Genomic DNA, 13341 nt, shown 5'->3' on the forward strand with positions numbered 1-13341 from the left:
CTCCGGGTCGATACGCACGGGGGCTGTCCACGTGGGCCGGCCGGTGCGCGGTGACGGCGCGGTGGTCCAGCCCGCGTCGGTGTTGGTCACCAGCGCATGGCACGCGTCGCACGCCAGGGACAGGTTCTCGATGTCGGTGCCGCCGCCGCGTTCCCATTCGGTCTGGTGGTGCACGGCGCAGTGCGCGGCGGGGGTCGAGCATCCGGGCCGGGTGCATCCTCGCTGCCAGGCGATCAGTGCGAACCGCTGGTCGACGTTGGCGAGTCGCTTGCCTCGACCCAGATGGAGGGGCTTCCCGGTGTGGTCGAACAGGGCGAGCACGGGGTGGGCGTGTTCGGCGAGCGCCAGCGCGTCTTTGATGGGCAGGGTGCCTCCGGTGGCGGTGGTGGCGACACCGGCGGCTTTCTCCAGTTGGTCGAGGCTCATCGTGATGATCACTGTGGCGGGCAGACCGCGGTGTCGACCGAGAACGCCGGTTTCGACGACGAACCGGCACATCGCGGCGAACGCGTCGTGATTGCGTTGCGCGGCGGTGCGGGTATCGCGCGCGGCCGCCGCGACCAGCGCGTCACGGTTCACGGACGGTGCGTCGCAGTCTCCGGTCGGGGAGTCGGGGTCGGCGGGGTTGTTCATGCCGGGCCGAGCCCATTTCGCGAGGATGACGTCGAACATCGCCCGTGCCGTCGGGTCCAGTTCGCCGCTGAATCGCGACATGAGGTCGGCTCCTTGGCCGCGCAGGTACACGGAGCGGCGCCGTCGCCGGTCGCGTTCGTCGGTGAGCGATCCGTCCGGGTCGAGGTGCGCGAGAAGGTGGTGCCCGGCGTTGAGGATGTCTTCCGGGGTGGCGGTGCGTGCCAGTTCGGCGAGCGTCTGTTCGGCCTCGGTGCGTTTCTCGTCGGACACGGATTCGGGCAGCTTGTGCAGAATTTTGCTCACCACGCGCGCATGCTCTGCGCTCGCTTCACCGTCCGCGACAGCAGCGGCGGTGGCGGGGTGTTTCGGTGGCGCGGTGGATCCGTCCGGTCGGTGCCAGTGGCCGAGCAGCCGTGCGGCCTGCACGCGTTCGGCTGCGTCACGGCGCGAGACCCGCAGGATGTCGACGAGGAGCCGTTGCGGTGAGCGAACCCCGTGCTGGGTGTGCAGTTTCCGCTCGGTGAGTTGCACGACGAGCGTGTGGTCGACGCCGGCGAGCATGCGGCGTGTGGCTTCGAGGTCGCGCAGCGCGTCGAGGACAGCGGTGTCGGAGAGTGCGGTGAGGTCGGCGGCGGACAGCGCGGCGACGGCGTCGCGCAGTGACGCGATCTGCTCCAGGACCCCACCCTCCGAGTGCATGCCCGGGAGTATGGCATCGCCCACCGACAGGTTCTGCTCATCGGTCACACGGTGAGGTTCGGGTGGGTGGAGACACACCGGACGCCGACGCCGGCGGGGTACGACCTGGCCCATATGGTCACGACGGTCGCGCGCCCGGCGACGTAGGTGTCCACCCACGGACTGTCGGGACGTCAGTACTCCTCGAAGCCGGACTGCTCGAACTTGAGTGTCGTGGCGTTCTCGCTCACCGTCCGGACTTTCGCATCGTCGAAACCGTCCTGGGCGCGGGCGGAGATCTCGATGCGCACCTCGAGTTCCACACCGTCGACGGCCGCAAGGTGCTGGACGATCTCGTCGGTGATCCGGTTGAAGTCGCGGCCGTAGAAGCTCGGATCGAGGGTGGTGCTTCCGAAGAACCGACGCTTCACCGGTTTGTGTGGGGTACCGCCGGTTCCGCTGCCCGTGCCCGTGCCCGTGCCCGTGCCTCCGGATGTTCCGCCATTCGATCCCGTGCTGGATCCGTCGTCACCCGGAGAAACCTCTCCGCCTGACCTACCCGACCCATCGGACCCATCGGACCCACCGGTGGCACCTCCGCCGTACTCGTCGGCTTCGCGTTCGCGTTGTGCTTCTGCACGATCGGGTTGGACCAGCAGCAGCGAATCGGTGACCTGCGGCGGTGTTGCCGTGTCCGAGGGGAGGACGAGCCCGATGTACTTTTCACCGTCCCAGCTGTCGGCGAATGCAAATCCGGTGGGTTGCCAGTGCATCTCGTCGTACACCGACAGCACGCCGTCTTCGAGGACTTGCCGGTCACGCAGCCGCGCCAGATACGGGTAGGTGGTGTACAGCGCGAAGAGCGTGCCGAAGTCGATGTGTCCGTCGCGATCCCACGCGGCCTTCAGCGTGCCGTTCAGGTCGTGACGGATCAGGGCCGCGCCACGTTGCGTGGTCAGCCAGCCCTCGTTCCGCAGGCATGTGGCTGCGCGGTCGGACAGGTTGTCGCCGGCGGTCGTCTTCTTCGTCTCGATCAGCAGGGGGCGCGTCGCGTCGGGCTGAATGGGCGCGAGCACCCACTGGTAGGTCTCGAGGAGGCGGTCGTGCACGGTGCGGTCGTGGGTGGCGACACGGTCGACGGCCTGCTCCCGCTGCGACGCGGTGAGGTCGAGGTCCTTGTCGGCGTTGTCGCGGACGTACGACCACGCGAGGAAGTCCCGCACGGCGGCTTCGAGTTCACGCCAGCGCGCGGCATCGGCGGCGAGGAACACCACCATGTTGCGGTGGGTGCGTGCGGCACTACCGCGGTGTTCGGTGACGTCCCTGGCCCAGTCGACGGCGTCGGGGCCGCCCTTGCTGTGGGTGTGCGACGGCGGCACGATCACGAGCCGCACTTCCTGTTCGTCGGGAACGTCGGCGGATGATTCCGGGGCGACATGGACGGCGGTGAATCCGTCGGGTGCGGTACGACGGTGGGTCTGCAACCGGCGTACGACTTCGGCCCAGACGTCTTCCTTGTGGAGTTGTTCGGCGTAGTCGCGTGCGGTGCGGGTGGTGTTGGCTTGCGTGTCGTACCAGTAGGTGGAGCCGGAATTGTAGAAGTAGGTGGCGGTGTCGGCGAGGTGGTTGAGCGCCGAGTGGAAGTTGCCGGGGATGTCGCCGGGCAGGGCCGCCCCGAGGAACACGCGTTGCTTCTCGATGCCCTTGTGGGCGGTCTTGAGGGTGGGAACGGAACCCATGAAGACGGCGCAGGCCAGGCGTTGGGTGGTGAAGCGTTGTCCGAGAAGGGCGTTGTTCTTGTCCACTTCGGCGGGTGCCGACCGTGTGCCGGCGACGTCGGTGTCGATGAGGGCTTTCCACCGGTCGTCGAGGTACTGGGTGAGTTCGGTGATCACCTTGTCCTCGTCGAGGGGGACCGATCCGGGCATGATCAGCGGTGCGGCGTCGTTGCCGCGCCACAACTGCCCGACGATGGTGTTCATGAGGCGCAGCACGCCGCGGGTGCGTTGGAAGCGGTCGAGTGTCGACCAGTCCTCGTAGAGCCGGTCGAACAGTTCCGGGTGGATCGGGTAGCACTGCTTGATGCGGTCCTTGTAGGTGTTCTCCCGGACCTCACGCGGAAACTCGGTGCTGTGGTCGCGGTAGTAGGCGACCATCGCATCGGCGGTCGCGTTGATCTTGGCGAGGGCTTGCCCGTCGGGTGTTTCGAACAGGCGACGGCGCACGATGTGGAAGCTTTCCTCGGCGTCGGCGGCGCGCCACTGGTCGGCGACACGTCCGATCGCGCTGCGGAGCATGCGCAGGGCTTCGCGGCCGTTCTCGCCGCCCACTTCTTCTTCGTCGCCGACGTATTCGCCGTCCTTCATCTCCGCGGACGCCGGGATGGAGATGAGGATGAGGGTGCCGGGAACGGCTTTGGCGGCCTCGGTGAGTGCCTGTGCGAAGGTGAATTGTGCGTCGAACGTGCCATCAGGAAGCTCGTCGTGTCCGTGCAGCAGACGCGCGTACGCCACCCATTCGTCGATGAGTACCACTGCCGGCCCGAACCGCTCGAACAGTTCGCGCAGGGCCTCGCCGCCCGGGTTGAGTCGGTTCTCGTCCGATTCGCGGATCATCGCGTAGCCCTCGGCCCCACCGAGATGCCAGGCGAGCAGTCCGCCGATGGTGTTGATGCGTGTGCCGTCGGGCATCGTCTTGACGGCGCCGGCTTTGATCTGGGTGCCGACGAGCGCGACCCGCCGTGCGGTGGGAAGCTCGGTGCCGCCCAGGAGATCCTGCACGTCCTGCGGGTAGTCGGCGAGGGGCCTGCCCGACGCGATGTGGTAGACGGCCAGCATCGAGTGTGTCTTGCCGCCACCGAAGTTGGTCTGCAGGTTGATGACCGGTGCGGCGTTCACATCGCCGGACAGTCTGCGTACCGCGCGGCCGAGGATGTCGCGGAGCCCCTGGGTGAGGTAGGTGCGCTGGAAGAACTCGACGGGGTCGGTGTACTCGGCGTCGCCTTCGCCGCGTGAGACCATCGCGAGGTCGGCGGCGAATTCTGCGGCGTGGAAGTTGCCGCTCTGCACGTCGCGGTGGGGACGCAGTACCAGGCGCCACGGCTCGAGCCCGGCCGCGCCGATCTCCGCGACGCCCGGTGCCTTGACGACCTTGCGGTCTTCGCGTTCGGAGCTGATGCGCATCAGGTCGACGCGGGACCGCCGCACTTCGTCGGCCTGGTCGGGTGCGCCGATGGCTCGTAGGAACCGTTCGGCGGTGTCGAGAGCCCGGTAGGCGTCGTCGGCGGTGAAGGAACTGTTGTGTGCCCACTTGTTGCGGACGTCGCGTAGTTCGGTGGCCCAGGACTGCTCGGTGCGCGAGAGGTGGTCGGTGAACGGATACCACCCCTTCTTGATCTGGTTGGGGATCTGTTCGGTGATCATCCGCAGTCCGTCCTGCGGATCGGTACCCGAATACGACTTCCCGGTGCTGCCGCGCGCCGTATCGCGGGCCTCGAGCAGGGCGGTCCAGTCCTGGCCGGGCTGCAGGTGCTTCCCGAGGACGTAGGTGTGGAACTGGTCGAGAGCGGGCCCGAGAAGCTCGAATGTCCGGCCGATCCGGTCGCGGTTGGACAGCGCCACGATGTTCCCCTCAACTCCCGACTTTTTGCACAACAAATTGTGCAGAGCACATTACGGAGTCGCGACGATGGGCGCTCGACCGGGGGACCGCTGCCTTCGGGTACCGTCGACGGTGAATGCCCCAGGCCGCCTCTACCTCGTATGCGACCTGGGGCTCCTGCCTTTTCTGCTGGTCAGTTGTCGAACGACAGCTGCGTGGCCGAGTTTCGTGACTCGCGGACGATGTCGTTCCACGCGGTGCCGAGCGAGTTGAAGTCGACGGCGATCTTGGTCTGCCTACGGTCCTCGGCGATGGCGAAGAGCAGGAACGCCAGTTCCTTGCACAGATCCCGGTCGATCGACGACGGCACCTGCGCCAGCATCGCGCCCGCACCCGGTACGCCCAGCGTGGTGAGCAGCCGGGTCAGATGCATGACGACTTCCCACTCGCTGATCTGCGAGTCGGCGGACGGATCGTACGGCTTCTCGGCGTACACCTCGTCGAGCGCCGTCGGGGAGAGCAAGGTGACCTTCCCGGCGCGGCTCGTCAGGATGCCCGAGCGGTCGAGCCGTTCGACCGACGTGTTGCGGGCGCGAGCGAGATTGTCGGCGTCACCGAAAGCTGCCGACTCGAAACCGTTCTGGCGGAACCACGCGATCGCGAACCGGGTGTCGGCGTCGAAGTCGCCTTCCTGTTCGGCGAGGACCTCGTCGAGGATCTCGTTGATGCGGGCGAGCGCGGCGCGGACGGTCATCTTCGATCCGTCGTCGTTGAGGACGCCGGAGAAGCGGGAGAACACGGCCATGCCGGGCCCGATCGCGGCCTGCGGCAGATCGACCGGGGCGATCGCGCCCTGCTGCAACTCCTTCAGCTTCTCGGGGAGTTCTGCTTTGAGCGCGGCGACGAAGCTCCGGCGGTCGACGGTGGGTGCGTCATCCGGGCGCGGGCGCAGGGTGAGGACGATCGAGGAGGCAAGGGCATTGGTGCCACGCGCGAGTAGCCTGCCGCTACCTTCAGTTCGCATCGGCCATGTCGCGGTGACCACCCACCCGGCCCGAATAATACCTTCAAGGATGGTTTCCCATCCCGTCGAGGCTTCTCCTTCGCTCGTTGATTCGGCTTGTTTGACGGCGTAGTACACCGTGATTGGGATATCAGATCGGGCCGAACTGCGCATACGGGTGAATAGCCCTCGAAATCCTTCCTCGAAGAATCTGTGTGCGCCTTCCTTTCCGCCGTGCCGGTAGGGATTCGCTACAAGTTCGTCGCTCTTCGGCACGAGCATAGAACCCATCAACTCTGGATGGATTGACCGGAGTGAGCGGCGTAGCCAAACGTAGAAGAAGTCGGACAGGTCTGAATATCCTATGTTGTCGTAGTACGGCGGATCCGTCGAGATGACGGTGTTCCCAGCGATTTCGGAAGCCGCGTTTTGTTGTCGGGCTACGCCCTCGTTGATCGGTAAGGCATTGGCTACCTGTGCTGCCTTGTCAAGAGTTGTGAGCCACGAGCCTCCAGATTCGCCGAGTAGGAACGATTCTGCAAAATCCCATGCCATCGGAATGGCTTGACGGGCGAACACCTCGCGGAAAGCTCCGCGATCACTCATCCAACTGGTAATCGAAGACGACAGGTTGGTGCACTTACTGACAACAAGTCCAAGGTACGTCGCGACGGCGTCCGCGTACGCAGCGGCTCCGGTTCCTCCGGCTTCGAGGCGCTCACCCTCCTCCATTCCGGCCGCGAGGGCATCGGCGAGGACGTGCTCGCGAGCATCGCTCACGAGGTCGCTGAAGGTGGTGAGGGCGGTGAGCTGGCGTGGCGTGAAGAGATCGGCAAAGTCTGTCATCCCGAACGCCGGGGTGGAGAACCATCGCGGGTTCGTGGCGATCTCGCCGTCGGGAACGTCAGCGGGCCGGGAAACAAGAGCGGCGCGTTCGTGCTCCGGATCAGGTTCCAGGTAGATCCGTGTTCGTTTTCCCTCGGCGACCGTCGCCATCAGTTGGCAGCTGAGACGTCCAGCCCGACCCTCGGTGCGAAGATAGTCCAGGCTCATGGTGGCACCGCACCCGATGCACGTCGCCCCGGTCCGCCCGACCGTCCCGTCGTTCTCCTTGGTCGGTGCGTGTTTCACGTCGTGACCGATGCGGAAGACCACCTTCCCGTCCTCGACGGACGGAACGACGTACGCTTCTTTGCCCTTCTTCTTGCCGAGCCACCTCGAGCGGACGAGGGGCATGGCGATGCCGCAGGCCGGGTTGGGGCAGGTGACTGTCCGCGCCCAGATCCATGCGATGACGGTCGCCTCGGAACCGTCCGACAGCTTCGCCTTCGGATACAGATGCCCGATGCGCTTCTCGGCTTCGTCGCGCATCCACTGCCCGTAGCGGCGGACATCCTCGGCGAGGCCGGTGGCGCGCGGCCAGCTGTTGATCTGCGACTCCGCAGCGCCGGGGAACACCGGGGGCTGCCCCGCGAACTTCGGGGGGATCTCGATCAACGCCTTGTTGATCAGCACGGCCACCGGATTCAGATCGGACGCGTGCGCTTCCAAACCCAGACGTTGGGCCTCGAGCGGAATTGTTCCGCCGCCGGCGAACGGATCGAGGATGGGTGGCGGGTTGCCGTCGGTCGAGGCGAGGATCTCCTCGTGCGCGCGGCGGAGCAACTCCTCGTTGTTCGAGTTCTCCCACACGACCAACCGCTCGATCAGATCATGCAGGCGCTTGCGCTCGGCAGCGACGGCGTCCTCGGTCGGGAACCGATCGGGATGAGAGGACGGATCGTCCACCAACTGGGCGAACAGCACCGCGCGGGCAGCTGCGAGTGGGCGCCGGGCCCACCACAGATGCAGCGTCGACGGATGCCCGTGCCGGATGGACTTCTCCCGAGCCGACTCCGCGTTGATCTTCTCGAGGGGTAGTGCCACCTCGATCAGCTTTCGCTTCTGAACAACGTGTTGTGCATCGTCGGGCATGGGGTGGTGCTCGCTTCTCGATCGTGGGCATGACGGAACACACGTTGAACAACGTGTTGTGCGGAGCATAGTCGGGGTCGCTGTCGGCCTGCGCAGGTACCGTCGCGGGCATGACGCAATGGGGAGCGGGCGATGACCAGCGGCTAGCGACGAGCCTGGGGGTGCGCGCCGATGCGCTCCCGGCGGTGACGGCGTTCATCACCCTCGTCAGCTCCCGTGCCGGTGATGCCGATGCCACCCGCAGGTCGGTCGACACCTGGAATCTGTTCGGACCCGACCTGTTCGCCGACCTCGCCGACCCCGCTGTTGCGACCGGCGTCGCGAATGCGGTGTTCGAGATTTTCGGCACCGAACCCGAGTCGATCGCCGAGGCCGCCCGGTGGCTGCTCGAACACGGCCCCGCGCAGATCACCGCGGCGATGCGGTGGATCATCGGTCTCGCCGCCGAAGCAGTGGGCCGTATCGACGATGCCGAAGGCCACTTCGAACGCTCGTGTACCGCCGACGGCGAGTTCGTCCCGGCGCTGCTGCGACTGGCCCAGTACGCCTCCGACCGCGGCGATGCGCTCCGCGGGCTCGCGCTCTACGACCGGATTCCCGGAGGGCGCGAACACCCGATGTTCGACGTGCTGCTCCGATACCGCGACGACCGTGAGTACTCGCTCGTCGAGCGCGCCCGCTGGTTGTACGAGAAGGCGGGGCAATACCTCGAGCAGTCGCAGCATCATCGTGATCACCTGGTCGAACTCGCGAGCATCCGGATCGCACCGAGGCTCGCCGGCGACAGCGACCTTCAGGACGGACTCGACGACTTCGTCTGGGACGTCGTGCTGTTCGACTGCGGCGCGTTCGCCGAGTTCATCGCCGTCCGCGGCCCGCTCCTGCCCGCGGACGAACAACTCCTGGCCCAGCAGTGGCTGCTGATCGAGCGTTCCCTGTTCGAGGTCGAGGACGTCCGCCCCGGTGCGGGCATGACCATGCGCGCCGTGCGCACCGGCGACCGCATCGACGTCACCGAACGCGCGGCGACCCGGCAGGTGCGGGCAGGAGAGTTCTACTGCGCACGGGTGGTGCCCGTCGGTGAGGGAGTCTGGAACATCTTCGGCGGCGCCGAACCCGTCTCGCTGCCGCAGCGCGAACCCCTCCTCGACCTCCTCGACGACGACGAGGCGACCCCAGAACAGCTCGTGGCATTCCTCAGCGCCCGGTTCGGGCCACCGCAGTTCGTGACGGCTTCCGGAGAACCGATGGTCTTCTGTTCGTCGGCATGGACGGTCGCACCGTCGTCGACGCTCCGACGCAAACTCAGCCGCCGCTTCGGTGCGGCGCACGACGACGAGTGGACGTGGACCGAGGGCGACCGCGTGCTCGGTGTCGTCGTACTCGACACCTCGCGCGATCCGTGGACGATCAAAGTCGATGCGATGAGTGAATTCGATTACGAGGACATGGTTCACCTGGTGCTCGGCGCCGCACCGGGCGCCACGCTGGTGCGCGAGGGGAGGGTCCCGGCCGCCCAGATGATCGCGGAGAGGCGTGCGGGCGCAATGTCCGGGCCGGCGCCGCAACCCGACCTCGACGACCCGGAGATCGCGGCACTTCTCGACGAGAAGATCCGGGCGTACGAGCAGCAGTGGCTCGACGAACAGATCCCGGCACTCGACGGCCTGACCCCGCGACAGGCCGCGGCAGATCCGACCCGCCGCGACGATCTGCTCAACCTCCTCGGCAGCATGCCCGACGACGAACGACCGGGGACGATGAGCGCGCGACGCCTGCGGGAAGCCCTCGGCCTGTAGCGCGCCGTCAGATCGGTTCGACGCCCCGCGCCCATTCGCGCGCCCAGTCGCCGCGCACCCCGGTGGCCGCGAACGATCCCATTTCGATGTTCGCGAACGCGTCGACGATGTACCGGACCCGGTCGAGGTGCGCGCCCTCGGGATGCACCTCGACCAACGCGAGGCGGTGCTGCGCCCCGGCGTTCTTCCCGTACAGCACCTCGTTGTAGGTGACGAAGAAGTCCTCGGCCCCGGCGAGGCGGCCCTTGACCTCCACGAACACGGTGGGTGTCTCCCCGGAATGCGAACGGATGTCGAATCCCTTGTTGTTGTGCGGCATTTCCTCCGGCTCGCGGCCCAGCCTCCGTTCCGCCGCCAGCACCGCGTCCACCGCACGCCGTTCGACGCCTTCGGTGTCGACCGCGTGCGCCGCCACCGCCTCCGGAACCGTGGCGGCGACCAGCCCGGCCGGGAGGATCAGCGCGGCCCCGACGGTGCGGGGTGGTTTCGCCGACAACCGCGACTCGGCGTCGAGGCGCGCGACCCTCGCCTCGAGGCGAGCTTCGAGTTCGCGGGCGTGGGAGCGGAGCCGTTCCGGCGACACCCGCACCTTCGCGGCCTTGCCTGCGGCCTGCTCGTCGCGCAGCCGAGCGGCCTCACCGTCGAGGTGGTTGATCTGCTGGATGAGCCGCGACCGCACGGCACTGCGCGCCTTGTCGATCTGCGGCACCAGCCGCGCCCGCACCTGTTCGAGGTGCTGAGGCTGGTCGTGGACGATCGCCCACCGGGAGGCAATCTCCTCGACGCCCTGCGCCAGCCACGGTTCGTCGAGTACCGCGGCGACCACATCCCGGTGACCGGTCAGCGGTTCGGCATCCAGGTAGGGGGCCGGTCCCGCATCGGCGACCGCACCGTCGGCACCGAGCGTGACGAACGAGAACCGTTTGCTCACCATGGTTCCGGTGCCGTCGACGATCTCGCTGGTCAGGGCGACGACGAGGCGGGCCGCGGTCCCGGGATCGTTGCGGTCGATCAGCACCGCGCCGCTGCGCAGCACATCTCCGTGCCGCTCGAGGGCCAGATCGAGGACGGTGTCGAGCAACGGATGACCCGGCGCCAGCAGTGCCGCGCGCACGGTGCCGTCGACGAGTTCGGGTTCGAAGGTCACCCGCTCGTACCGCCCGGCCAGCGGACGCCACGCGCCGATCGGCTGATGGTCCCGCAGTACTGCCGGAACATGGCTGATCTCGAACCTGCCCCGTTCACGCGGGGTGAGTCGCCCACCGAGCCGGGTGAACGCTTCGCGGAAGAACAGCTCGATGTAGTGCGGCTGCAGCCGGCGTGCCCGGGCTTCGTCCATCTGCCTGCGGAGCCGCTGCACCTCGTGCGGATCGAGTGCCTCACGCGCCAGAGCACGCTCCTCGAGAAGATCCGACAGGCCGTGGGAGACTTCCTCGTCGAGTACCCGGTCGAGGCGGTCGCGGACGGCCGGGTCGTCGCCGTAGCGGATCGCGTCGAGGAGCAACTCGCGCAGGGGCCGGTCGGTGAAGGCTTCGCCGAGGACATCGAACAGCCGGCCGCCGTAGGCGCGGCGTTGCTGTTCCATCTTCTCGAGCAGCCGCGTGAACACCTGACCTTCGCGGGTGTCGTCGGCGACGAGGTTCCACAGTCGGCACACGTGCCGTTGCCCGATGCGGTGGATGCGGCCGAAGCGCTGCTCGAGCCGATTCGGATTCCACGGCAGATCGTAGTTGATCATCAAGTGGGCGGCCTGGAGGTTGAGGCCCTCACCGGCGGCGTCGGTGGCGAGGAGGACGAGGCGACGCGGGTCGTGGGTGAACTCCTCTCGTACCCGCCGACGATCCTCGCGGCGTGTCCCGCCGTGGATGGTCAGGACGGCATCGTCGCGGCCCAGCACCGAACTGATGCGCTCGTGCAGGTAGTCGAGGGTGTCGCGGTGTTCGGTGAAGACGATGAGTTTGCGGGGATTGCCGTCGTCGTCGCGTAGGAGGCGACGGTCGAGCAGCAGTGACCGCAGTTCGACCCATTTGCGGTCCTCACCGGCGTCGCGGACGGCGGTGGCGAGGTCGACGAGTTCGCCGAGCGCGGTGATCTCGGCGTCGAGTTCGGCGGCGGACCGCGCCGCGGTCGCCGCGTCGACCACGTCCTCCTCGAGATCCTCGAGTTCGGCGGCGTTCAGTTCGTCCGGGTCCGACAGTTTCGACCAGTCTTCTTCGCCCGACGTCGGCGCACTCCGGGGCGCGAGCAGTTCGGCGCGTCGCGTCGTGAGTCGTGCGCGACGACGGACGAGCGAGCGCAGGATGGCGTGGGTGCTCGACGCGAGGCGCCGCTGCAGGACGGTGAGCGCGAATCCGACGGTGCGGGTGCGCGGGCTGTCGGGCAGTGCGTCGGCCCGGTTCATCTCCTCCCGGACGTAGCGGGTGACCGCCTCGTACAACTCCTGTTCGGCGCCGGAGAGCCGATAGGGCACGGTTTCGGCGACCCGTTCGGGAAACAGTGGTTTGCCGTCGAAGGTGAGGAGTTCCTCCTTGACCATGCGCCGCATCAACCCGCCGGTGTCGGTGGAGTGCGCGCCGGGACGGTAGCGGCCTTCGAAGCGGTCGGGGTCGAGCAACGCCAGGAAGGCCTGGTAGTTCTCCTCGCTGCCCGAATGCGGTGTAGCGGTCATCAACAGCAGGTGCCGTGTGATCCCGTCGAGCATCTTCCCGAGGGCGTACCGCTTGGTCACGCGCAGTTCGCCGCCCCACCAGTTCGCGGACATGCGGTGCGCTTCGTCGACGATCACCAGGTCCCACCGGCTCGCTGCCAGGTGCCCGAGCAGATCCTCGTCGCGGGCGAGTTGATCCATGCGGGCGACGAGCATCGGATTGCCCGTGAAGGGGTTGCCGTCGGGTGCGGCGGACACGAGGTCGCGGGTGAGCAGGGTGGTGGCGATGCCGAACTTGTCGGCGAGCTCGTCCTGCCACTGTTCGACGAGACCACCGGGTGCGATCACGAGCATCCGGGTGAGGTCGCCGCGCAGGATCAGTTCCTTCGCGTAGAGACCGGCCATGATGGTCTTGCCGGCACCGGGGTCGTCCGCGAGCAGGAAGCGCAGAGGCATGCGCGGCAACAGTTCCCCGTAGACCGCGCGGATCTGGTGGGGGAGCGGCTGGACCGCGCTCGACGACACGGCGAGCATCGGGTCGTGCAGGCCCGCCATCCGGATGCGTAGCGCCTCCGCGGCCAGGCGGAAGTCGGCGCCGTCGCCGGTGAACGACCACCGCGCGGTGGTCGGCACGATCGTCAGCCCCGCGAGGTCGTCGCGGTAGATCAGTTGCTCGCCGGTGACGCCCGATGCCTCGCGGAACACGACGGTCGCGACGTCGGATCCGTGGCGGGTGACGGCCAGGATGGTCACGGCGTCGGATCGGACGCCGTGGAGCACGATGCCGCTGGTCAGGTCGGTGAAGTCGGGCGGTGTCACAGATCTCTCCTGGTGCACAACGGGGTGTGCAGACAATACGTTGTGCGTCGGACACGGTGAGTTCCGTGGCGAACAAGACCGAGAGCGACCTCGTGTGGGTGAGCTTCGGCCTGTCGTTCGCGCAACGTCTGCGGTGGCTCCGCAAGCGCAGGGGCCTGTCGCAGGAAGCCCTCGGGTTGCTGACGGGC

Annotated in this window: 5 protein-coding genes; 1 reads left to right on the forward strand and 4 read right to left on the reverse strand. The window is 67.4% G+C overall.

Going from position 1 to position 13341, the window contains the following annotated elements; translation table 11 throughout:
• The 3 genes from GX543_RS09670 to GX543_RS09680 form a co-directional block, all read right to left on the reverse strand.
• Positions 1-1380 (reverse strand): HNH endonuclease signature motif containing protein (locus GX543_RS09670; protein ID WP_290851628.1); only part of this gene is annotated, 1380 nt, incomplete at its 3' end.
• Between the two features lie 125 nt (positions 1381-1505).
• Positions 1506-4931 carry a Swt1 family HEPN domain-containing protein gene (locus tag GX543_RS09675; protein WP_226436803.1) on the reverse strand — a complete coding sequence of 1142 codons (3426 nt, stop codon included), beginning with the start codon at positions 4929-4931 and terminating at the stop codon, positions 1506-1508.
• A gap of 173 nt (positions 4932-5104) precedes the next feature.
• Positions 5105-7888, reverse strand: a complete 2784-nt coding sequence (locus GX543_RS09680) for a DUF1156 domain-containing protein (protein WP_226436802.1) — start codon at positions 7886-7888, stop codon at positions 5105-5107.
• Positions 7889-7998: 110 nt separating this feature from the next.
• Between GX543_RS09680 and GX543_RS09685 the strand changes: the two genes are divergently transcribed.
• Positions 7999-9687, forward strand: coding sequence for a lipopolysaccharide assembly protein LapB (locus GX543_RS09685; RefSeq protein ID WP_226436801.1), 1689 nt, complete (start codon positions 7999-8001; stop codon positions 9685-9687).
• A gap of 7 nt (positions 9688-9694) precedes the next feature.
• Here GX543_RS09685 and GX543_RS09690 read toward each other — a convergent pair whose 3' ends face one another.
• On the reverse strand, positions 9695-13087 hold the full coding sequence (locus GX543_RS09690) for a helicase-related protein (protein WP_226436827.1): 3393 nt from the start codon (positions 13085-13087) through the stop codon (positions 9695-9697).
• Between the last annotated feature and the right edge of the window lie 254 nt (positions 13088-13341).

Source organism: Gordonia sp. (in: high G+C Gram-positive bacteria) (assembly GCF_012515855.1).
Taxonomy (GTDB): Bacteria; Actinomycetota; Actinomycetes; order Mycobacteriales; family Mycobacteriaceae; genus Gordonia.

Bases quoted from the DNA above. Each gene is read 5' to 3' on its own strand.
- GX543_RS09680 (WP_226436802.1), bottom strand. From the start codon at position 7,888: ATGCCCGACGATGCACAACACGTTGTTCAGAAGCGAAAGCTGATCGAG.
- GX543_RS09685 (WP_226436801.1), top strand. From the start codon at position 7,999: ATGACGCAATGGGGAGCGGGCGATGACCAGCGGCTAGCGACGAGCCTG.